The following is a 19,843-nucleotide window of genomic DNA, read 5'->3' on the forward strand; positions in this document are numbered from 1 at the left end:
TGGCCCCGGCTCAGGTCGCTTTGTTTGCCTAGGGCCCCGTTGCTCGCGAGGGGACGTCGTTCAGGGTGATGGAGTTGGGATCGCGTCTAGGGACGAGGTCCAGTCGACGAAGCGGCCTAGGCCGTCGAAGCGGGCGCGGGCGGTGCCGCCGCCGGGGAGGCTCGCCTCGGTGAGCAGGTCGGTCTGGCGGTAGGGGACGCGGTGCCGGGACAGGAGCCCGGCGAGGGTCAGCCGCGGCTCGTGCGGGAACAGGCTGGCGGCGTTGGCGAGGAGCCGGGGGAGGGGGACCGGGTCCCACTGGGCGGGCGGGGCCTGCGGGTCGTCGACGTGCAGGTAGGCGGAGCCGCCGTCGTAGCCCGCGCCGATGTAGCCGGCGCCGCCGAGGACGCCGCCCGCGGCCATCGCGATCAGCTCGCCGCCGTGCCCGGCGGGGCCCTCGTACCAGGACAGGTCGACCTCGGGCGTGGTGAACTCGGCGACGCCGAGCCGCTCGCCGATCGTCCGGATGACGAGGGTCGGGGCGACCGCGGGATGGGCGTCGCCGAACTGGGGGTTCGCCCAGCCCCACAGCCAGGTGCGCTCGCGGGCGGCGTAGCTGCCGAGCAGCGACACGCGGACGGTGACGCCGCCGCTGGAGTAGGTGCGCGCGGTGAGGTCGGCGCTCCAGTCCTCGCGCGGCAGGAACTCGGCGAGCGTCTCCTGCTGCTGCAGGACGACGGCCGCCAGCGCGGCGCCTAGGCGTTCGAACGCGGGACTGAATCCGGACATGTCGGGCACACATTATCCCAGTGGTCGGGGCCATCGTGGGCGGTAATCGGACAGGCTAGGCTTTCGCTGTCAGAGGACCTTCATCGAGGAGCGTACGAGGTGCGGGGACCCGCCGGGCGGCTCTTGACGTCGAGGATCCTTCGGACGTGGGCGGTCACCGCCGCCATCGTCACCGTGCTCGGTCCGCCGCTGGGGCTGCTGTGGGCGAAGACCGTCCCCAAGGTGACATACGTAATAGTCCAGGGTGAGCCATTGCTGGCCGATCCGGAAGGTCAGGGTCCGATCGGGATCGACGCCCGGTTCGGGGTGATCACCGTCCTCGCCGGGCTGGTCTGCGGCTGCGCCGCCTACCTCGCGGGCGGCCGCCGCAACGACCTCGCGCTGCTGCTCGGGCTGGCCGTCGGCGGCGTCGCCGCGGCCGTCCTCGCCTGGCAGACCGGGCACCTCATCGGGCTGGACGGCTTCCACGCCGCGGTCCGCCGCGCGCACGACGGCGACACCGTGACGGGCGTCGCCGACCTGCGCGCGAAGGGCGTCCTCGTGTTCTGGGCGGTGGTCGCGGTCGCCGCCTACGGGCTGCTCGAAGTGGTCGTCCGGCGGCTACCCGCGGGCGATGGCGGCGACGACGGCGCCGGTGAGCCGGACGAGGTCGGCGGGGACGAGCTCGATCTGCAGTCCGCGGCGCCCGGCCGAGACGTAGACGGTCGCGAGCCCTGACACCGACGCGTCGACCACGGTCGGCAGCCGCCTGCGCTGGCCGAGCGGGCTGATCCCGCCGACGACGTAGCCGGTGGCGCGCTCGGCGTCCTTCGGGTCGGCCATCCGCGCCTTCTTGCCCCCGGCCGCCGCGGCGAGCGCCTTCAGGTCGAGGGTGCCCGACACCGGGACGACGCCGACCGTGAGCCGCCCGTCCACCTCGGCGAGCAGCGTCTTGAAGATCCGGTCGGGGGAGATGCCGAGGGCCTCGGCGGCGGCCTCCCCGTAGGACTCGGCGTCCGGGTCCACCTCGTAGGGGTGCAGGGTGAACTCGATCTTCGCCTTGGCGGCGGCGACGGTCGCCGGGGTGCCCATGCCGCCCTTGGCCTTCGCGGTGCTCATGGGGCCAGTGTGCCGTGGCCCGCCGCGGCCGGTCAGTTCGGGTGGAACGAGCCGTCCAGGAACTGGCCTGCGGGGATCATCGGCAGCACGTCCAGGATGCGGTTCTCCCTGGCCAGCAGGTCGCGTTCGGCCTCAAGGCGGAGTGCGGCGTCCTCGCACTCCAGCAGGCGCTGCTTCTCGTGGCCGTCCAGGACGAGCGCCGCCGCGATCGCGTACGACAGGGCGACCGGGTCGCGCGGCGGTTCGCCGTCCTCGAACGGGCCGGCCCCGGCCGAGCGCAGCCGGTGCCGGTACAGCCGGTACAGCCGCCGGACGCGCACCGCCGCGGGCTCGGGGTCGGTCCCCGCGTCCTCGGGCAGGAACTCGACCTCGCCCTGCAGGTAGGGGCGGGACCGGTCGAGCTCCTTGAGCCGGAACCGGCGGGCGCCGACGGTCACGACGTCGTACCGGCCGTCCGGGTGGCGGCGGGCGTCGCGCAGCTCGGCGACGCAGCCCACCTCCGCGAGCCGGTGCGCGGCGGACTCGCCGACCTCGTGGCCGAGCTCGATGCCGACGACGCCGAAGCCGCGCGGCTCGGGCCGGTCGAGCAGGTCGGCGACCAGCCGGAGGTAGCGGTCCTCGAACAGATGCAGGGGGAGCACCAGCCCCGGGAACAGTACGGTGCCCAGCGGGAACAGGGGGAGCCGCTCGGTCACACTCTCTCTCCACGCTCCGGGGCGCCACCGGGAGAACGCCGTTCGGCGCCAGCCTACGTCCAAGGCGATGATCTTGGTAAGGGAGAGATTTTCAGATTGTGAAGCGAAAGTCATCCCCGCGCCGCCCGGCGGGCCACTTCCCGCCGATCGGCCGTGCCCGCCCGCGCGGGGCGGCCGGTACCGTCGCGCCATGAGGATGCTCGTCGTGGACGCCTTCGCCGACCGTCCGTTCAGCGGGAACCCGGCGGGGGTGTGCCTCCTCCGGGACGAGGCCGAGCCCGCGTGGATGCAGCGGGTCGCGGCCGAGATGAGGCATTCGGAGACCGCGTTCGTGCGCCCGCTCCGGGACGACCCCGAGGCCGACTGCGAGCTGCGCTGGTTCACCCCGCTCGTGGAGGTCGCGCTGTGCGGGCACGCCACGATGGGCGCCGCCCACGCGCTGTACGAGACGGGGACGGCCGAGCCGGGCCGTCCGGTCCGGTTCCGGACGCTCAGGAGCGGAGTCCTCACCGTCGAGCGGGACGCGGGCGGCGCGCTGTCGATGGACTTCCCGTCCTGCCCGGCGGAGCCGGTCGCCGTCCCGGCCGGGCTCGCCGAGGCGCTCGGCGTCGCGGTGGCGGCGGCGGGCCGGAACGTCCAGAACGACGTGCTGGCCGAAGTCGCGGACGAGACCGCCGTCCGCGAGCTGGCGCCCGACGTCGCGGCGCTCGCCCGCATCGACGCCCGGGGCGTGATCGTCACCGCGGCGGCGGACGCCGGGCGCGGGTACGACTTCGTGTCCCGGTTCTTCGCCCCGCGCGTCCTGCCGGACGGCGGCGAGGACCCGGTGACCGGGTCCGCGCACTGCGCCCTCGGCCCCTACTGGGCGGAGCGCCTCGGCCGCGGCGTGCTGACCGGCTACCAGGCGTCGGCGCGCGGCGGGCGCGTCCGGGTGGCGCCGCGCGGCGACCGCGTCGTCCTGTCCGGGACGGCCGTGACCGTGCTCGACGGGGCGCTGAAAGCCTGATCGACACGTGCGTCTCGGCACGTGAGGCGGTGCGCGGGGGACGGGGGGAACTCCGTAGACTGGACGGGTGATTTCCCGAATCGACCTGCGCGGCTCGCTCCCGGGCGACCTGCGCGCCGTGCTGCCCCGCGCCGAGCTCGACGTCGAGGCCGCCCTGGAGAAGGTGCGGCCCATCTGCGACGACGTGCGCCATCGCGGGTCGGCGGCGGTCCGGGAGCACACCAGGGCGTTCGACGGGGTGGAGCTGGAGCGCACCCGCGTCCCGGCGGCGGAGATCGAGCGGGCGCTCGCCGGGCTCGACCCGGCCGTCCGCGACGCGCTGGAGGAGAGCGTCCGGCGGGCGCGCGCCGTGCACCGGGCGCAGCGCCGCGCCGACGTCACCACCCAGGTGGTGCCTGGGGGCACCGTCACCGAGCGCTGGATACCGGTCGAGCGGGTCGGGCTGTACGTGCCGGGCGGACGGGCCGTGTACCCGTCCAGCGTGGTCATGAACGTCGTCCCGGCGCAGGAGGCGGGGGTCGCCTCCCTCGCCGTCACCTCGCCCGCGCAGAAGGAGTTCGGGGGCCTGCCGCACCCGGCGATCCTCGCGGCGTGCGCGCTGCTCGGCGTGGAGGAGGTCCACGCGGCGGGCGGCGCGCAGGCGATCGCGATGTTCGCCTACGGCACCGAGGAGTGCCGCCGCGCCGACCTCGTCACCGGGCCCGGCAACGTGTACGTCGCCGCCGCCAAGCGGCTGCTCAAGGGCGTGGTCGGCATCGACGCCGAGGCGGGCCCGACGGAGATCGCGATCCTCGCCGACGCGACCGCCGACCCGGTGGACGTCGCCGCCGACCTGATCAGCCAGGCCGAGCACGACGTGCTCGCCGCCGCCGTCCTCGTGACCGACTCGGTCCGGCTCGCGGACGAGGTCGAGGCCGAGCTCAAGGCCCAGGTCGACCGCACCCGGCACACCGAGCGGATCACCGAGGCGCTGGCCGGGCGGCAGTCCGGCATCGTCCTGGTCGACTCGGTCGAGGACGGCCTGCGCGTCGTGGACGCCTACGCCGCCGAGCACCTGGAGATCCACACCGAGGACGCCGCCGCCGTGGCGGCCCGCGTCCGCAACGCCGGGGCGGTCTTCGTCGGGCGGTACGCGCCGGTCTCGCTCGGCGACTACCTCGCCGGGTCCAACCACGTCCTGCCGACCGGCGGGTGCGCGTGCCACTCGTCCGGGCTGTCGGTGCAGTCGTTCCTGCGCGGCGTGCACGTCGTGGAGTACGACCGCGCCGCGCTCGCCGACGCGACCGCCCGGGTCGTCGCCCTCGCCGAGGCCGAGGACCTGCCCGCCCACGGCGCGGCGCTGAAGGCCCGCTTCGACTGGGAGGTGCCGTCGTGACCTCGCTCGGCGACCTCCCGCTGCGCGCCGACCTGCGCGGCCGGGAGCCCTACGGCGCGCCGCAGCTCGACGTCCCGTACGCGCTGAACACCAACGAGAACCCCTACCCGCCGTCCGACCGGCTGGTGAAGGCGCTCGGCGAGGCCGTCATGGACGTCGCCGGGACCCTGAACCGCTACCCCGACCGCGACGCCGTCGCCCTGCGCGCCGACCTCGCCGCGTTCCTGAACGCCGACACGCCCGGCCTGGGCCTCGACGGCGGCCGGGTGTGGGCGGCGAACGGCTCCAACGAGATCATCCAGCAGATCCTGCAGGCGTTCGGCGGGGCGGGCCGCACCGCGCTCGGCTTCGAGCCGTCCTACTCGATGCACCCGATCATCACCGGGGTGTCCGGGACGCGCTGGGTGAACGCCTTCCGCGACGACGACTTCGGCATCGACGCGGCCCGCGCGGTCGCGGCGATCGAGGAGCACCAGCCCGACATCGTGTTCCTGACCTCGCCGAACAACCCGACCGGCACGGCGCTGCCGCTGGCGGCGATCGAGGCGGTCCTCGACGCCGCGCCCGGCATGGTCGTCGTCGACGAGGCGTACGCCGAGTTCCGCCGGGAGGGCACGCCGTCCGCGCTGACGCTGCTCGACGGCCGCCCGCGGCTGATCGTCACCCGGACGATGTCCAAGGCGTTCGCGATGGCCGGGACGCGGCTCGGCTACCTCGCCGCCGACCCCGCCGTGATCGACGCGCTGCTGCTCGTCCGGCTGCCGTACCACCTGTCGGCGGTCACCCAGGCGGTGGCGCGCACGGCGCTCGCGCACGGCGCGGAGCTGCTCGGCGGCGTCGAGGCGCTGCGCCGCGACCGCGACGCGCTCGTCGCGTGGCTGCGCGCCGAGGGGTTCCGGGTGGCCGACTCCGACGCCAACTTCGTCCTGTTCGGCACGTTCCCCGACCGCCGCGCGGTGTGGGAGGCGCTGCTCGCGCGCGGCGTCCTGATCCGGGAGGTGGGGCCGCCCGAGTGGCTGCGGGTCAGCGTCGGCACCCCGGACGAGATGGCCGCCTTCCGCACCGCACTGACACAAGCACTGAAGGAGGGTCTGTGACGCGCAAGGGCAGAGTCGAGCGCGGGACCAAGGAGACCACGGTCCTCGTCGAGATCGACCTGGACGGCACCGGGCAGGTCGACGTCGCGACCGGCGTGGGGTTCTTCGACCACATGCTGGCCCAGCTCGGCAAGCACGGGTCGTTCGACTTGACCGTCAAGACCACCGGCGACCTCCACATCGACAGCCACCACACCATCGAGGACACCGCGATCGCCCTCGGCCAGGCGTTCCGCGAGGCGCTCGGCGACAAGTCCGGCATCCGGCGGTTCGCCGACGCGTCGATCCCGCTGGACGAGGCGCTCGCCCAGGTCACCGTCGACGTGTCCGGCCGCCCGTACCTGGTGCACGTCGAGCCGGACGGCATGGCCCCCATGATCGGCCCCGAGTACGACACCACGATGACCCGGCACGTGTTCGAGTCGTTCGTGTCGAACGCGCGGATCGCGCTGCACGTCCACGTCCCGTACGGGCGGAACGCGCACCACATCGTCGAGGCGCAGTTCAAGGCGCTCGCGCGGGCGCTGCGCGACGCCGTGGCGCTCGACCCGAAGGTGCACGGCGTGCCGTCCACGAAGGGGGCCCTGTAGCGGTGGAGATCGCCGGTGCGGAGCTCACCTTCGGCAACGTCGCGCTGTTCGCGGTCGCGTTGTTCCTGCTGGCGGGCGTGTACAGCTTCATCAAGCAGGGCATCAAGTTCGGCGCGCTGATCCTGCTGGTCTTCGCGGGGCTCGCCTTCCTCGGGGGCGTGCTGTGGCTGTGAGGAAGGTCGTCGTCCTCGACTACGGCTCGGGGAACCTGCGGTCCGCCGAGCGCGCCGTCGCCCGCGCGGGCGCGGACGTGACCGTCACCGCCGACCCGGACGCCGCGCTCGGCGCGGACGGCCTGGTCGTCCCCGGCGTCGGCGCGTTCGCCGCCTGCATGGCGGGGCTGCGCGCGGTGCGCGGCGAGCAGATCATCGGACGGCGGCTCGCCGGGGGGCGCCCCGTCCTCGGCATCTGCGTCGGCATGCAGATCCTGTTCGCCAAGGGCATCGAGCACGGCGTCACCACCGAGGGCTGCGCCGAGTGGCCGGGCACGGTCGACCGGCTGGACGCGCCGGTCGTCCCGCACATGGGCTGGAACACCGTGGACGTGCCCGAGGGGTCCGTCCTGTTCGACGGCCTGGCGGACGCGCGGTTCTACTTCGTCCACTCCTACGCCGCGCGGAGCTGGGACCTCGAACCCGACCCGACCGGCACCATCCCGGCGCCGCTCGTCACCTGGTCCGAGCACGGCGACCGCTTCGTCGCCGGGGTCGAGAACGGCCCGCTGTGCGCCACCCAGTTCCACCCGGAGAAGTCCGGCGACGCCGGCGCGGCGCTCCTGCGCAACTGGCTCGGCACGCTCGGCTGACCTGTCCCCGTCCTCATCTGTATCTGCCTCGATAGGGTTTCCGCATGTCCCTGACGCTCCTTCCCGCCGTTGACGTCGCCTCGGGCCAGGCGGTCCGCCTGGTCCAGGGGGAGGCCGGCACCGAGACCTCCTACGGCGCGCCGCTGGACGCGGCGCTCGCCTGGCAGCGGGCGGGCGCGGAGTGGATCCATCTCGTCGACCTCGACGCCGCGTTCGGGCGCGGCTCCAACCGCGAGCTGCTCGCCGAGGTGACGGGGCGGCTGGACGTGAAGGTCGAGCTGTCCGGCGGCATCCGCGACGACGCGTCGCTGGAGGCCGCCCTCGGCACCGGCTGCGCCCGCGTCAACATCGGCACCGCCGCGCTGGAGGACCCGGCCTGGTGCCGCAAGATCATCGCCTCGCACGGCGACCGGATCGCGGTGGGCCTGGACGTGCGCGGCACCGTCCTCGCCGCCCGCGGCTGGACGCGCGAGGGCGGCGACCTGTGGGACGTCCTCGCCCGCCTGGAGGACGACGGCTGCCCCCGCTACGTCGTCACCGACGTCACCAAGGACGGCACCCTCCGCGGCCCGAACACCGACCTGCTCCGCGAGGTCTGCTCCCGCACCGACAAGCCGGTGATCGCGTCGGGCGGCGTCTCGTCCCTGGACGACCTGCGCGCCCTCGCCGGGCTCGTCGCGGACGGCGTGGAGGGCGCGATCGTCGGCAAGGCCCTCTACGCGCAGGCGTTCACGCTGGAAGAAGCCCTGGAGGTTGTGAAGTGAGCGGGGAGGCCGTGAAGTGACCGTCGCCGTACGGGTGATCCCCTGCCTGGACGTCGACGCGGGCCGGGTGGTCAAGGGCGTCAACTTCCAGAACCTGCGGGACGCGGGCGACCCCGTCGAGCTGGCCGCCCGGTACGACGCCGAGGGCGCGGACGAGCTGACGTTCCTCGACATCACCGCCTCCAGCGCCGACCGGTCGACGACGTACGACGTCGTCCGGCGGACGGCCGAGCAGGTGTTCATCCCGCTGACGGTCGGCGGCGGCGTCCGCACCGTGGACGACATCGACCGGCTGCTGCGCGCGGGCGCCGACAAGGTGTCGGTCAACACGGCGGCGATCGCGCGCCCGGAGTTCCTGCGGGAGGCCGCGCACCGGTTCGGGTCGCAGTGCGTCGTCCTGTCGGTGGACGCCCGCCGCGCTGAGGGCACGCCCTCCGGCTTCGAGGTCACCACGCACGGCGGCCGCCGGGGGACCGGCATCGACGCGGTCGAGTGGGCCCGCCGGGGCCAGGACCTCGGCGTCGGGGAGATCCTGCTCAACTCCATGGACGCGGACGGCACCAAGGCGGGCTTCGACCTGGAGATGCTCGCGAAGGTCCGGGCCGCGGTGACGGTCCCGGTGATCGCCAGCGGCGGGGCGGGCGCGGTGGAGCACTTCGCGCCCGCGGTCGCGGCGGGCGCGGACGCCGTCCTCGCCGCCAGCGTCTTCCACTTCGGCGAGCTGAAGATCTCCGAGGTCAAGGACGCCCTGCGCGCGGCGGGTGACCCGGTCCGTTAGAAGGCGTCCTCGTCGGCGGGGACGGCGGCGTCCGGGCCGCGCTCGGCGATCGGCAGGATGATCGCGGACGGCCGGTCCGGGTCGTGGAACACCTCCTGGCGGGCCGTGACCATGCGGGTCGCGGTGGCGAGCGGCTCGCCGGTGCCGGGGTTCGCGGCGACCTTCGGGTGGGCGCCGCTCGTCACGTGGACGCGGACGCGGTGCCCGCGCGGGAACCGGTGCCCGGTCGGCCACAGGTCCACGGCGATCCGGCGGACGCCGTCCGTCCCGACGGGCTTCTCCGCGGCGGCGGGCAGGCGCAGCCCGCCCTCGCAGACGTTGCGGGACGCCCCGTCCGGCGCGACGTCGCAGAGCCGGACGACGAAGTCGGTGTGCTCCCGGTCCGAGCGGACGAACAGGTCGGCGCCGACCGGGCCGATGACCTCCAGGTCGGCGGGCAGGACGGCGGAGGTGAACACGAGGACGTCCGGGCGCCGCTCCACCGGCCGGTTGTCGACCGGCCGGGAGCTGCCGAGCAGGGTCGGTCCGCCGAGCGCGGGCGTCGGCCGCGCCGGGTCGAACCGGTAGGCGCTCGGCGGGCCGTCCCGGGGGCCGTCCTCGCCGAGCCCGCCGCCCGCGTGCAGGTGCCAGCGCGCCTGCCGCATGCCGGGCGGGGGCCAGTCGCGGTAGTGCCGCCACTCCCGCGCGCCCGTGACGTAGACGCGGACGGGGTCGCGCCGCAGCCCGGACGGGTCGCCGAGCAGGTGCGCCCGGAACCAGGCGAGCGTCTCGCGGATCGTGACGAGGCCGTGCCGCGGGTCGGTGTGCCACCAGGGCCCGACCGTGAGGTAGGGGACGTGCCCGGCGGCGCGCAGCGCGAGGTAGTCGCGGAGCTGCCACGGCAGGAACACGTCGTACCAGCCGCCGACCATGGTGACGGGCGCGGACACCGCGCCGACGGTGCCGCTGAAGTCGCGCCCGTCCCAGTAGCCGTTCTCCTCGGCGTGGCTGGCGAGGAGGTCCTGGTAGAAGCGCATCCGCTCGCCCCCGGCGAGGACGTCCAGCTCGGCGAGGGGGCGGCCGGACCGGGCGGCGCGCAGGGCGCGGCGGTGCGACACGAGCGGCCCGGTCACCATGCCGAACCGCCGCCGCTGCCGGTGCGTGAGGCCCGTCCAGGTGAGCGTGGACTCCAGCGCGAACGACCCGCCGACGTAGGCCGCGTCCCGGAACGTGGACGCGGTGATCTGCAGCGACATCGCCTTCAGCTCCGGGCCCGCCTCCGCCGCGATCGCCCACGCCGCGTAGCCGAGGTAGCTCGGGCCGAACGCGGCGAACGCCCCGTGGAACCACGGCTGCCGCTTCAGCCACGCCACGGTGGCGAGGCCGTCCTCGCGCTCGCCGCCGAGCGGGTCGAACTCGCCGCCGGAGCCGGACGTCCCGCGCGTGCTCTGCGCCACGAGCTGGAACCCGAACGGGACGAACGGCAGCCCGTTGGCGAGGGCGGCCGGGCCGCGCCGCCCGTAGGGGGTGCGGACGAGGATCGTCGGCGGCCGCCGCACCCCGAGCGGGACGTACCGGTCGGCGCGCAGGACCACGCCGTCCGGCATGGCCACCGGCAGGTCGCGCTCGACGGTGTAGGGGAGCAGCCCGCGGGGACGGAGGAGCCTCACCGGCGGGGCGGGCAGTCGGTCCCAGGGCGCCATGCTGCCTCCGTCGCTGTCTCCGTCCGCGATTCGCTACCAATTGGTAAGGTAACCGCCCGCGCGGCCCGCAACCGCGCCGCCTGGCACCCGGGCCAGGTGAAACCCCCCATCTGGCGAGGAAACGGGATCTCTGGGATCGTGGCGGGTGCAGAGCCGGTTCCGCAGGGGGGAGACATATGTGGCCCGGGGCGAACCCGCCGATGGGACCTCCTCCGCCGCCCGCGGGACCGCCACCCGCAGGACCACCGGGGCCCGCGTGGACCGGGCCGCCGCCGCGCGTCCGGCCCGCCGCCGGGTGGTACGCGCTGCCCGCCGCCCTTGTCCTCGTGGCCGTCGTCGGGTTCTTCGCGGTGTTCGCGCTGCTCTGGGACGACACCGACGCCGCGAACGGCCCGTCCGGGGCGGGCGATCCCGCCGCCGGGGTGACGGTCCGGCTCGAAGAGGGGTTCGGGTACTTCCTCTACGTCCGCGCGGGCGCGCCGTCGCCGTTCGCGTGCTCGGTCAAGGCGGACGGGCGGTCCGGGCCCGTCCGGCTGACGCGCAAGAACTCCTGGAGCGCGTCCGACCACGCGTCCTACCGGTACACCGCCTCTTTCACGGCGCCCGTGTCGGGGACGGCCGTGCTCACCTGCCGGGGCACGGACGGCCCCATCCTGGTCACGCCCGACGACACCGCGAACGGCTACCTGGGCTTCGCGCTCTTCGCCGCCCTCGGCCTCGGCATGGTCGCGGCGGTCGCGTTCATCGTGACGATCCTGCGGCGGAGCGGCGCCAAGCGCCGGGCGGCGTCGGCCGGCGGCGTGCCGTACGGGTACTGAGAAACCCGCGTCCGCGGAGTAAACCTTCCCGCCCGACGTTCGTCTCTGGCGTGTGACGCACCACGGGACAGCAGAGGCCGTCGCCATGCCCCACGCCCACGGAGACGACGACCGGTACGAGGAACTGTTCACCGACCACTTCTGGGGGCTGGTGAGGCTCGCCGCGCTCCTCGGCGCCGACGACGCCGAGGACGTCGTGCAGGACGCGTTCGTCCGGCTGCACCGCAGGCGCCGCGCGCTCCGCGACCAGGGGGCCGCGCTGGCGTACCTGCGGGCCAGCGTGTGCAACGCGTCCCGCAGCCGGCTGCGGCACCTGCGGATGGCGCGGCGCAGGCACGCGCAGCTCGCGCCGCCGGGGACGGCCGGGTCCGCCGAGCACGACGTCGTCCACGGCGAGGACGTGCGGGCCCTGCTCGCGGCCGTCGCGGCGCTGCCCGCCCGGCAGCGCGAGGTGCTGGTGCTGCGGTACTGGCTCGACCTGAGCGAGCGGGAGACCGCCGAGACGCTGGGCATCGCCGTCGGCACCGTCAAGGCGCACGCCGCCCGCGCCATCGCGGCGCTGGGCAGGCGACTGAAGGAGGAGGACGCATGATCGCGGCGAAGCGAGGACCATGGCGCCGCCCCTGCGAGGGAGGGGACGAATGAACGGCATCGAGGACAGGCTCCGGGACGCGTTCGGGGCGCACGCGGAGACCGTCCGCCCGCGCGCCGGGGCGTACGCCGAGCACACCCGCAGGCTGCGCCGCGCGCGGGCGAGGCGCCGGGTCGCCGCGCCCGCGGCGGCGCTCGCGACCGCCGGGGTGGCGGTCGCGGCGACGCTGCCCGCCGCGCTGCACGGCGGCGAGCAGGACGCCCTGAACACCGCCGGGACGCCGGGCGGCCTGGTGGACAGGTCCACGGTCGTCACGATCCCCGGCACCGTCGCGGGCGGGGCCGCGTTCCGGCCGGACGCCCTCGGCGCGGACGGCTCGGTCATCGGCCGCACCCCCGACCGGCGCGTCTGGGCGGCCGGGCCGCGCAGTCCGAAGCCGAGGTACCTCGGCTCCAAGGCCGAAGGAGGGCTCAGCGCGGGGCCCGGGTTCACGACCTGGATCACCCCCGACTCCTGGCAGCTCACCTGCCGGACGTCCGGCGGCGCCGTCCGCCGGATCGGGCCGCAGGGCACCACGCCGGCGCAGCCCGTCCTCGCGAGCGGCGGCATGGTCGTGGCCAACGACCCGATGGAGCAGCCGTGGGAGGCGAGGACCAAGGGCTGCGCCGACACCGGCAGGTCGACCGCGAACCGCCTCGGGACGACGCTCGGCGTGGCCAGGGCGTTCGCCTATCCGACGATGTTCGTGGTGGAGCCGTCGCAGAAGCGCGTGCTCCGCGAGATCGACGTCAGGACGGACCGGGTCGTCCGGGAGCATCCGCTGCCCACCGGGGTGCGCCCGGTCCCGCCGCCCCCGAGCATGGAGGTCCCGCGCGGCGGGCACTCGACGTCCACTCCGCTGACCGCGACGGAGACCCCGTCGGCGCCGGAGCAGAAGTGGCAGGCCGCCGCCAACGGCCGCTACTTCGCCTGGGCCGCCGAGGGCCGCCTCCGGATCGTCGAGCGGGCCGGGTGGAAGAACCAGCGGGAGGTGGTCCGGCGCGACGGCGGGCGGGACGGGGCCGCCGCGTCGCTCACCGCGGGCGACCGCGTGATCGCCTACGCGGCCGGGCGGGGCTCGACGGTCTACGACACCGAGGCCCGGCGCGTCCACGCCTGGGACGGGCAGGTGCTCGCGGCGGGCGGCTGGCTGCTCTGGCGGGAGGGCGCCGACTACCGACTCGGCAGGGTCCGGTGACCGCCCCGGCACGGGAGGCCGCCGCCGTGAGCGGGCCGTACGACACCGAGGCGGACGCCTACGCCGACGTCCGCGACATCTACGCCGGGCACGCCAAGCACGGCGTGATGCGGGCCCGGACGCTGGAGCTGCTCCTGCGCGTCTGCGCCGAGCACGGCGTCGAGCTCGGCCGCTACGACCTGGACGTGCTGCGCGGGCTCGCCGCCGGACCGCCGGAGCGGGCGCAGGTCGTCGCGTCGCTGATCGCGCGCGTCAGGACGTGAGCTCGCGCTCCAGCGGGGTGCGGAACCGGGGGACCGCGCGGACGTCGCCGTAGAAGTCGGCGGTCCGCGCGGCCTCCGCGTCGATCGCGGCCGCGGCGTCGGCGCCGACGTCCTCCAGCAGGCGGACGGCGACCTCGCCGTCCGCGCGCTGCGCCCAGCCGCCGACGATCCGGCCGTCCCACCAGACGGAGGGGCCGATGTTGCCGTTGCGGTCGAACAGCCGCGGGCCGTGCGGGCCGAGGAACCAGCCGCGCTCCTGCCAGCCCATCGGCGTCGGGTCGAGGGCGGGCAGCAGCGCCGCCCACGGCTCGGGCGGGGGCGTCGGCTCCAGGTCGTCGGACAGGACGATCCCGGTGCCGCCGCCGAGCTCCACCTCGGTGACGTCGAGGAGCGCGAGGGCCTTCTTGACGTCGCCCGCGTTCCAGCCCGTCCACCACTTGAGGTCGGCGACGGGGGCCGGGCCGAACGCGCGCAGCCACCGGCGGACGAGCTCCGCGCGGGCCTCGGCGGGCGGGACGTCCTCGACGCCGCCGGGCAGCCACGCCTCGACGGGCGACCAGCGGTACTGGCTGCTCGCCCACGACCCGTTCGGGCGGCCCCGCACGATGCGGCCCTCGCAGCCGAGCGTGACGAGGACCCACGTGGTGACGCTCGTGGGCCGCGAGTACGGCTTGCCGGGGGCGGGGTCGACCCGCGTCCGCAGGATGGGCGCGTCGGCGCTGAGCTGCGCGCCCGTCGCCTCGCCGCGTGCCAGCAGGGTCTCGTGCGCGGCCCGCTCCGCCTCGGCGAAGAACGCCGGGACGTCGGCGATGTCGCTGCCGCGCTCGATCAGCCGCCCGTAGGTCGCGCGCTGCTTGGCCGCCAGCGCGTTCGCCGTGGACGCCTGGAGCACCGGGACGAGCTCGACGGGCGCGACGAACATCGTCCGGCGCATCGCGAGCATCCGCAGCAGCGTCCGGTCGTCGTAGAGGGCCCGCTCCACCGCCGCCGGGCCGACCCCCGCCGTGCGCGCCGCGACCGACAGGAACACGGTGGCCGGGTCGGTGGCGTGCAGCACGACCACCGACCGCGCGGCGTCGAGGACGTCGCCGGTCCGGACGGCGGGGGACAGCCGGTGGCGGACGCCGAGCCGGGCCCGGCGCTCCGCGTCGCTCATCGAACGCATGAGCGAATCCTAGCCGGGTCCGGCGGGTGCCCCGGTCAGCCGGTCGCCGAGATCTTGACCACGACCTGGTCGTCGGTGACGGACTGGACGGACACGTCGAACCCCTCGGTCTGCTCCCCGTCGCCGACCGGCACCGTCACCGTCTGGCCGCCGACCTTCAGCGTCACCATCTGGCCCTGGACCTTCACCAGCTCGGCCTTCACGCCGAGGATGGACGCGCTCGCCTCGACGCCGCGGTCGAAGGTCACCGTGCACGAGTTCACGTTGCAGTCGGTCTTGCTGTTCTCCCCGCCGCACGCCGCGAGGGCGCCGAGGGGCAGCAGCACGAACGGCAGGACGGCCAGCTTCCGCCGAAGGGGAAAGGAGGTCATGGCGGGGAGTCTAGGCGCGCGCCGCGCCGGGCCGCGCCCTCCGCGAGGCGGATTCCCGGCGAACCGATGTAGTCCCGCGCGGTGACGGAACTGGATCTTCGGCGTCCGGCGTGTTTCGCTGGACCGGTGACCGCCGACGGAGCCGAGGGGGACGGAGCCGTGGAGCACGGGGCCGAGGCGAACGAAGCTGAGGCGAACGGGGCCGAGGCGAGCGGGACCGAGGAGACCTGCCGGGCCGTGGGCCCGGTGGTGTGCGCGGCGCTCGGGCTGGAGGCCCGCGCGGTGCGCCGCGGCCTCACCGGCATGCCCGTCGTGGTCGTCGGCTACCGCGCCCGCCGCGCCGACCGGCTGCCCGGCGACCGCGCCGCCCTCGTCGTCGTCGGCTTCGGCGGCGCGCTGGACGAGCGGCTGCGGCCCGGGGACGTCCTCGTCGCCGACGAGATCCGCGCCGCCGACCCGGGCGCCCGCCCGGTGCCCTGCGGCGCGCCGCGGCTGCTCGCCGAGGAGCTGATCAAGGACGGCCTGAGCGTCCAGGTGGGGCCGCTGGTGACCACCGACCGCGTCGTCCGGGGCCGGGAGCGGGCGATCTGGGCGGCGCAGGGCGCGCGGGTCGCCGACATGGAGTCCGCCGTCGTCGCCGCCCATGCCGGGGGGCGCCCGGTCGCCGCCGTCCGGGTCGTCGTCGACGGGCCGGGACGGCCGCTGCTGCACCCGGGCACGATCGGGCGGGGGCTGGCGGCGCGGCGCGTCCTCGCGCGCACCGGCCCGGCCCTCGAACGCTGGGGCGCGCTCCTCGTGCGCGGCGAGGGCGACCAGGCCGCGGACGCCGGGGCCCGCACCACCTGACCTCCGCCCGTCCTCAGCCGGTCAGCGGCCCGGTGAGGTACCGCTGGACGGTCGGCGCCAGGTTCGCGACGAGCGCGTCCACGGGCATGTCCACGACCGGCGGCAGCCGCACGATGTAGCGGCACAGCGCGATGCCAAGCAGTTGCGAGGAGACCAGCCCGGCGCGGGCGGGGAGCTCGGCCGGGTCCGCGACGCGCGGGGCGAGCACGGCGGCGACCTGGCCGCCGAAGATCGTCCGGAGCCGCTCGGCGGCGGCCTCGTTGGTGATCGCCGACCGGAAGACCACGGGCAGCACCTCGTCGGCGAGGCCGCCCTCCCAGCGCTCCACGAAGTGCCGGACGAGGGTGCGCCCGAGGTCGTCCGCCGGGACGGCCGCGAGGTCGGGCAGCCGCAGGTCGATGTCGGACGCGGCCGCGAACAGGCCGTCCTTGCTGCCGTAGTAGCGCATCACCATCGACGGGTCGATGCCCGCGTCGGCGGCGATCGCGCGGATCGTCGCCCGGTCGTACCCGTCCGCGGCGAACCGGCGGCGGGCAGCGTCGAGGATCGTCGCCCGGGTCTGGTCGGAGCGCTGCGTGAAAGCCATGCCCACAATCGTAGGCCAACACGTGTTGGCAAAGCGCGCCGGGCGGCGTACAGTCAATGCCAACAGACGTTGGCAAACAACCGTTGATCCGGAGGACGCCATGTCCACCCAGCCCCCCGCACCGCTTCCCGCCACCACGGACGTCCTGATCGTCGGCGCGGGCCCGGTCGGCCTCACCCTCGCCGCCGCGCTCACCGCGCGCGGCGCGGACGCCGTGCTCCTCGACCGCCGGGCCGAGGGCGCGAACACCTCGCGCGCCGCCGTCGTCCACGCCCGCACGCTGGAGGTCCTGGAGGACATCGGCGTCTCCGACGAGCTGGTCGGGCGCGGCGTGATCGTGCCGCGCTTCACCGTCCGCGACGGCGACCGGGCCCTGCTCACCGTCGACTTCGACGGCCTGCCGACCAGGTACCCGTACACGCTGATGGTGCCGCAGGACGTCACCGAGGAGGTGCTCGCCGCCCGGCTGCGCGCGGCGGGCGGCGCGGTCCACCGGGGCCGCGAGGTGGTCTCGCTCGTCCAGGACGAGGACGGCGTCACCGCGACGACCTCGACCGGCGAGACGGTCCGCGCCCGGTACGCCGTCGGGGCGGACGGCATGCACAGCACCGTCCGCGAGCTGGCCGGGATCGGCTTCGCCGGGGCCGGGTACGCGCAGTCGTTCGTCCTCGCCGACGTGCGGCTCGACTGGGGCCTGCGGCCCGACGAGGTCCAGCTGTTCTTCGCACCGGCGGGCCTGGTCGTCGTCGCGCCGCTGCCCGGCGGGCGGCACCGGATCGTCGCGACGATGGACGACGCCCCCGAGCACCCCGCGCTCGCCGACGTCCAGGCGCTGCTGGACGCGCGCGGCCCCCGCCGCCGGCCCGGCCGGGTGACCGAGGTCGTGTGGAGCTCCCGCTTCCGCGTCCACCACCGGCTCGCCGACCGCTACCGCGCGGGACGGGTCCTGCTCGCCGGGGACGCCGCCCACGTCCACAGCCCCGCCGGAGGGCAGGGCATGAACACCGGCGTCCAGGACGCGGTCGCGCTCGCGTCCCGGCTCGCCGCCGTGCTCGCCGGGGACGCGCCCGAGGCGAGCCTCGACGCCTACGAGGCCGAGCGGCGGCCCGTCGCCGAGGGCGTCGTCGCGATGACCGACCGGATGACCCGCGCCGCGACCGCGAACGGCGCCGCCGCGCGGCGCGTCCGCAACGCGCTCCTGCGGGTGCTCGACCGCGTCCCGGCCGCGCGCCGGAGGATGGCGATGCGGCTGTCGGAGCTGACCGCCGCCGAACCCCGTCGCTGAGCCGGGACGAGCCCGACGCGCCTGACGCGCCGGACGAGCCGGACAGGGTCAGCCATGGTTCATGCCGTCCATGCCGTGCCCGGCGCCGTACACGATCTTGCCGCCGAGGTCCTTGCGGAGCGTCGCGAGGGTCTTGTCCTCGCTGACCGCGACCCAGCGCGGCCCGACGAGGTACGTCCCGCCCCACGGCTTCGCCTCTTCCAGCCAGGCGTTCATGCCCTGGTCGGTGGTGAAGCTGAGCAGGACGTACCGCCCCTGGGCGGTCTTGCAGTTGCCCTGCTCCAGATCCTTCACCTTGCGCTTGCCGGTGAGCGAGCAGCCCGTCTGCTCGGCGAGCCGCTGGATCGACGCGGGCTTCGCGTCCTTCCCGCCGGACCCGCCGGACCCGCCGGCCTTGGCCGAACAGCCCGCGGCCAGCGGCAGCGCCGCCGCGGCCGCGCACAGCAGGACCGGCCCGAGCGGGCCGGGGTGGTGTCGGGGACCCATCGCTTCTCCTCCGGGGTGAGACGCGCGATTCGGGGGTTGAATACGCGTCCCGGCCCGGCGGGGTTCACCGGCGGGGAGTCAGGTCATGAGGCGGGCCGCGGCGGCGGCGCGGACGTCGGGCTCCTCGGCCCCGTCGTGGTGCAGCCGCTGCAGGCGCAGCCGCGTGTCGTCGGTGAGCGGCGCGAACTGCGCGGCCTCCGCGCGGACGCCCTCCTCGCAGTCCCACAGGCCCTCGACGGTGTAGGACTCGGCGGTGTGCGGGGCCGTCCTCGTCAACGCGGTCAATATCCGGGGTCTCAAATAGGCATAGGTCGACTCGGTCCAAGCGGACTTCAACAGCGGCACGGCCTCGCCCGCGCGGAGCCTGCCGAGGCCCTCGATCGGGCTCGCGGCGCCGCGCCACTCACGGCTGCCGACCGCGCTCCGCAACTCGTCCATCAGCAGCGGGACGTCCTGCCGGGTGCCGTGTCTCGCGAGGATGCGCAGCCCCATCTCGGCGCAGCCGCCGTCCCGCGCCGCCGCCCACGCCCGCGCCCGCGGCAGCGTCTCCGGGCCGTACTCGCGCAGCGCCCGGCACACCGCGCCGCCGAACCGGCTCGGCCGCTGCGGCAGCAGCTCCTCCGCGAGGTCCAGCAGCGCCATCGTCCGCCGCCTGCCGAGCTCGAAGATCGCCGCGATCGCGCCCTCGCCGCGCCGCCGCGCGAGATCGAGCAGCTCGTCCTCGCTCTGCCGGTCCCGGCCCGGCGCCGCGACCATCGCCCGGCGCGCCGCCCGGCCCGCCTCCCGGTGCCGCGCCAGCGCCTCGGCGATCCGCGGCTGCCGCGCCGCCCACGTCTCGATCACCGGGTTGCGGTGGGACGGGATCAGCATCTCCAGGTCGGCCTCGTCGCACCGCGCGGCGACGAGATCGTCCAGCCCGACGGTCAGCGACGGGTCCTCAAGGTCGATCAGCTCCTCCACGGCGTCGAACCACTGCGCGCCCTCCTCGGCGTACCGGCGCAGCGGCACCGCCGCCTCCCGCCGGCTCAGCCGCACGAGGTCCGCGAGCACGCCCAACGCCAGGTCGACCCGCCACTCGTCCGCGTCCGCATGGTCCGCCGGATCGAACAGATGGGCCGCCACCGGACCCGCGGGCAACTCCAGATCGACCATCAACCGGGCGTAGTACAGCCGCCGCGACTCGCACTGCGGATCCCACCGCGGATCGCGCCGCACGCAGTCGTACACGTACTCGCCCGCGCCCGGACGGTCCGCCGCGCGCCGCGCGGCCCTCCCGAGCCCCCGCTGCAGCTGACCGTGCAGCGTGTCCGCCGATTCCAACACGACCTCGTTATTCACGAGGCCAGAATGCGCACGCGACCAGATAACGGGCAAGTGTTTTAGGGGCTGTGTTTGCCCAGGGGGCGACCCCCTGGAACCCCCGTTGGTCGCGAGGGGCCGTACTTGCCCAGGGGGCCGACCCCCTGGAACCCCCGTCAGTCGCGAGGGGCCGTTTCCCGTTCCGCGTTCGCGGGCCGGGAAACGGCCCCTCGCTCC

General features: G+C 75.3%; 24 protein-coding genes. 15 read left to right on the plus strand and 9 right to left on the minus strand.

Features of this window, described 5'->3' with window-relative positions:
• Positions 1–60: 60 nt before the first annotated feature.
• On the minus strand, positions 61–768 hold the full coding sequence (locus ACH01S_RS03610) for a DUF6882 domain-containing protein (RefSeq protein WP_067885354.1): 708 nt from the start codon (positions 766–768) through the stop codon (positions 61–63).
• A 99-nt stretch (positions 769–867) separates the two neighbouring features.
• Here ACH01S_RS03610 and ACH01S_RS43180 point away from each other — a divergent pair, with 99 nt between their 5' ends.
• Positions 868–1,485 (plus strand): hypothetical protein, encoded by a 618-nt coding sequence (locus tag ACH01S_RS43180; protein WP_246236758.1) that lies wholly within the window; start codon positions 868–870, stop codon positions 1,483–1,485.
• Here ACH01S_RS43180 and ybaK read toward each other — a convergent pair.
• Both ybaK and ACH01S_RS03620 read right to left on the minus strand, forming a co-directional pair.
• On the minus strand, positions 1,369–1,866 hold the full coding sequence (gene ybaK, locus ACH01S_RS03615) for a Cys-tRNA(Pro) deacylase (protein WP_067885313.1): 498 nt from the start codon (positions 1,864–1,866) through the stop codon (positions 1,369–1,371). The two genes, ACH01S_RS43180 and ybaK, sit on opposite strands and share 117 nt — an antisense overlap.
• 32 nt (positions 1,867–1,898) lie before the next feature.
• Positions 1,899–2,561 (minus strand): LON peptidase substrate-binding domain-containing protein, encoded by a 663-nt coding sequence (locus ACH01S_RS03620; protein ID WP_067885315.1) that lies wholly within the window; start codon positions 2,559–2,561, stop codon positions 1,899–1,901.
• Between the two features lie 190 nt (positions 2,562–2,751).
• Here ACH01S_RS03620 and ACH01S_RS03625 point away from each other — a divergent pair, with 190 nt between their 5' ends.
• The 8 genes from ACH01S_RS03625 (at position 2,752) to hisF (ending at position 8,976) form a co-directional block, all read left to right on the plus strand.
• A complete protein-coding gene (locus ACH01S_RS03625) occupies positions 2,752–3,567 on the plus strand; it encodes a PhzF family phenazine biosynthesis protein (protein WP_067885317.1) in 816 nt (271 codons plus the stop codon).
• A gap of 67 nt (positions 3,568–3,634) precedes the next feature.
• Entirely contained in the window at positions 3,635–4,942 is a 1,308-nt protein-coding gene (hisD, locus tag ACH01S_RS03630) for a histidinol dehydrogenase (RefSeq protein ID WP_067885319.1), read from the plus strand.
• Complete coding sequence (locus ACH01S_RS03635) at positions 4,939–6,039, plus strand: histidinol-phosphate transaminase (RefSeq protein WP_067885321.1); 1,101 nt, start codon at positions 4,939–4,941, stop codon at positions 6,037–6,039. Before hisD ends, ACH01S_RS03635 begins: the two co-directional genes overlap by 4 nt.
• Positions 6,036–6,629, plus strand: a complete 594-nt coding sequence (gene hisB, locus ACH01S_RS03640; protein ID WP_067885323.1) for an imidazoleglycerol-phosphate dehydratase HisB — start codon at positions 6,036–6,038, stop codon at positions 6,627–6,629. The genes ACH01S_RS03635 and hisB overlap by 4 nt, the downstream gene beginning before the upstream one ends.
• A 2-nt stretch (positions 6,630–6,631) precedes the next feature.
• Complete coding sequence (locus tag ACH01S_RS44275; RefSeq protein WP_169809198.1) at positions 6,632–6,802, plus strand: CG2302 family histidine operon protein; 171 nt, start codon at positions 6,632–6,634, stop codon at positions 6,800–6,802.
• Positions 6,799–7,434: an imidazole glycerol phosphate synthase subunit HisH gene (hisH, locus tag ACH01S_RS03645; RefSeq protein ID WP_218010131.1), complete on the plus strand. Its 636-nt coding sequence runs from the start codon at positions 6,799–6,801 to the stop codon at positions 7,432–7,434. The genes ACH01S_RS44275 and hisH overlap by 4 nt, the downstream gene beginning before the upstream one ends.
• A 44-nt stretch (positions 7,435–7,478) precedes the next feature.
• Complete coding sequence (gene priA / locus ACH01S_RS03650; protein ID WP_067885327.1) at positions 7,479–8,198, plus strand: bifunctional 1-(5-phosphoribosyl)-5-((5-phosphoribosylamino)methylideneamino)imidazole-4-carboxamide isomerase/phosphoribosylanthranilate isomerase PriA; 720 nt, start codon at positions 7,479–7,481, stop codon at positions 8,196–8,198.
• A gap of 16 nt (positions 8,199–8,214) precedes the next feature.
• Positions 8,215–8,976, plus strand: coding sequence for an imidazole glycerol phosphate synthase subunit HisF (hisF, locus tag ACH01S_RS03655; RefSeq protein WP_067885329.1), 762 nt, complete (start codon positions 8,215–8,217; stop codon positions 8,974–8,976).
• Here the strand turns inward: hisF and ACH01S_RS03660 are convergent.
• The gene (locus tag ACH01S_RS03660; protein ID WP_067885331.1) at positions 8,973–10,658 is read right to left on the minus strand and encodes a CocE/NonD family hydrolase; all 1,686 of its coding nucleotides are present in this window, start codon (positions 10,656–10,658) and stop codon (positions 8,973–8,975) included. The genes hisF and ACH01S_RS03660 overlap by 4 nt on opposite strands.
• 200 nt (positions 10,659–10,858) lie before the next feature.
• Here ACH01S_RS03660 and ACH01S_RS03665 point away from each other — a divergent pair, with 200 nt between their 5' ends.
• The 4 genes from ACH01S_RS03665 (at position 10,859) to ACH01S_RS03680 (ending at position 13,568) form a co-directional block, all read left to right on the plus strand.
• Positions 10,859–11,476 (plus strand): hypothetical protein, encoded by a 618-nt coding sequence (locus ACH01S_RS03665; protein WP_148344438.1) that lies wholly within the window; start codon positions 10,859–10,861, stop codon positions 11,474–11,476.
• 85 nt (positions 11,477–11,561) lie between these two features.
• Positions 11,562–12,068: a SigE family RNA polymerase sigma factor gene (locus tag ACH01S_RS03670; protein WP_067885335.1), complete on the plus strand. Its 507-nt coding sequence runs from the start codon at positions 11,562–11,564 to the stop codon at positions 12,066–12,068.
• 49 nt (positions 12,069–12,117) lie between these two features.
• Entirely contained in the window at positions 12,118–13,305 is a 1,188-nt protein-coding gene (locus tag ACH01S_RS03675; RefSeq protein WP_067885337.1) for a hypothetical protein, read from the plus strand.
• Complete coding sequence (locus tag ACH01S_RS03680) at positions 13,302–13,568, plus strand: hypothetical protein (RefSeq protein WP_067885339.1); 267 nt, start codon at positions 13,302–13,304, stop codon at positions 13,566–13,568. The genes ACH01S_RS03675 and ACH01S_RS03680 overlap by 4 nt, the downstream gene beginning before the upstream one ends.
• Here the strand turns inward: ACH01S_RS03680 and ACH01S_RS03685 are convergent.
• Positions 13,558–14,733 carry a winged helix DNA-binding domain-containing protein gene (locus ACH01S_RS03685; RefSeq protein WP_067885341.1) on the minus strand — a complete coding sequence of 392 codons (1,176 nt, stop codon included), beginning with the start codon at positions 14,731–14,733 and terminating at the stop codon, positions 13,558–13,560. The two genes, ACH01S_RS03680 and ACH01S_RS03685, sit on opposite strands and share 11 nt — an antisense overlap.
• Before the next feature lie 35 nt (positions 14,734–14,768).
• On the minus strand, positions 14,769–15,104 hold the full coding sequence (locus tag ACH01S_RS03690; protein WP_067885343.1) for a hypothetical protein: 336 nt from the start codon (positions 15,102–15,104) through the stop codon (positions 14,769–14,771).
• 126 nt (positions 15,105–15,230) lie between these two features.
• Here ACH01S_RS03690 and ACH01S_RS03695 point away from each other — a divergent pair, with 126 nt between their 5' ends.
• Positions 15,231–15,950: a phosphorylase family protein gene (locus ACH01S_RS03695; RefSeq protein WP_148344439.1), complete on the plus strand. Its 720-nt coding sequence runs from the start codon at positions 15,231–15,233 to the stop codon at positions 15,948–15,950.
• A 13-nt stretch (positions 15,951–15,963) separates the two neighbouring features.
• On the opposite strand, the gene ACH01S_RS03700 is transcribed toward ACH01S_RS03695, so the two are convergent.
• Complete coding sequence (locus tag ACH01S_RS03700) at positions 15,964–16,536, minus strand: TetR/AcrR family transcriptional regulator (protein WP_067885345.1); 573 nt, start codon at positions 16,534–16,536, stop codon at positions 15,964–15,966.
• Between the two features lie 100 nt (positions 16,537–16,636).
• Here ACH01S_RS03700 and ACH01S_RS03705 point away from each other — a divergent pair, with 100 nt between their 5' ends.
• Complete coding sequence (locus ACH01S_RS03705) at positions 16,637–17,821, plus strand: FAD-dependent monooxygenase (protein WP_067885347.1); 1,185 nt, start codon at positions 16,637–16,639, stop codon at positions 17,819–17,821.
• A 48-nt stretch (positions 17,822–17,869) separates the two neighbouring features.
• On the opposite strand, the gene ACH01S_RS03710 is transcribed toward ACH01S_RS03705, so the two are convergent.
• The gene (locus ACH01S_RS03710; protein ID WP_067885350.1) at positions 17,870–18,307 is read right to left on the minus strand and encodes a hypothetical protein; all 438 of its coding nucleotides are present in this window, start codon (positions 18,305–18,307) and stop codon (positions 17,870–17,872) included.
• Between the two features lie 78 nt (positions 18,308–18,385).
• Positions 18,386–19,645, minus strand: coding sequence for a hypothetical protein (locus ACH01S_RS03715; protein WP_246236760.1), 1,260 nt, complete (start codon positions 19,643–19,645; stop codon positions 18,386–18,388).
• Positions 19,646–19,843: the final 198 nt, after the last annotated feature.

This window comes from Actinomadura chibensis NBRC 106107, assembly GCF_001552135.1.
Taxonomy (GTDB): domain Bacteria; phylum Actinomycetota; class Actinomycetes; order Streptosporangiales; family Streptosporangiaceae; genus Spirillospora; species Spirillospora chibensis.

Coding starts and splice junctions, on each gene's coding strand:
- ACH01S_RS03610 (WP_067885354.1), bottom strand. CDS start 768: ATGTCCGGATTCAGTCCCGCGTTCGAACGCCTAGGCGCCGCGCTGGCG.
- ybaK (WP_067885313.1), bottom strand. CDS start 1,866: ATGAGCACCGCGAAGGCCAAGGGCGGCATGGGCACCCCGGCGACCGTC.
- ACH01S_RS03625 (WP_067885317.1), top strand. CDS start 2,752: ATGAGGATGCTCGTCGTGGACGCCTTCGCCGACCGTCCGTTCAGCGGG.
- priA (WP_067885327.1), top strand. CDS start 7,479: ATGTCCCTGACGCTCCTTCCCGCCGTTGACGTCGCCTCGGGCCAGGCG.
- ACH01S_RS03660 (WP_067885331.1), bottom strand. CDS start 10,658: ATGGCGCCCTGGGACCGACTGCCCGCCCCGCCGGTGAGGCTCCTCCGT.
- ACH01S_RS03665 (WP_148344438.1), top strand. CDS start 10,859: ATGGGACCTCCTCCGCCGCCCGCGGGACCGCCACCCGCAGGACCACCG.
- ACH01S_RS03670 (WP_067885335.1), top strand. CDS start 11,562: ATGCCCCACGCCCACGGAGACGACGACCGGTACGAGGAACTGTTCACC.
- ACH01S_RS03675 (WP_067885337.1), top strand. CDS start 12,118: ATGAACGGCATCGAGGACAGGCTCCGGGACGCGTTCGGGGCGCACGCG.
- ACH01S_RS03685 (WP_067885341.1), bottom strand. CDS start 14,733: ATGCGTTCGATGAGCGACGCGGAGCGCCGGGCCCGGCTCGGCGTCCGC.
- ACH01S_RS03690 (WP_067885343.1), bottom strand. CDS start 15,104: ATGACCTCCTTTCCCCTTCGGCGGAAGCTGGCCGTCCTGCCGTTCGTG.
- ACH01S_RS03700 (WP_067885345.1), bottom strand. CDS start 16,536: ATGGCTTTCACGCAGCGCTCCGACCAGACCCGGGCGACGATCCTCGAC.
- ACH01S_RS03705 (WP_067885347.1), top strand. CDS start 16,637: ATGTCCACCCAGCCCCCCGCACCGCTTCCCGCCACCACGGACGTCCTG.
- ACH01S_RS03710 (WP_067885350.1), bottom strand. CDS start 18,307: ATGGGTCCCCGACACCACCCCGGCCCGCTCGGGCCGGTCCTGCTGTGC.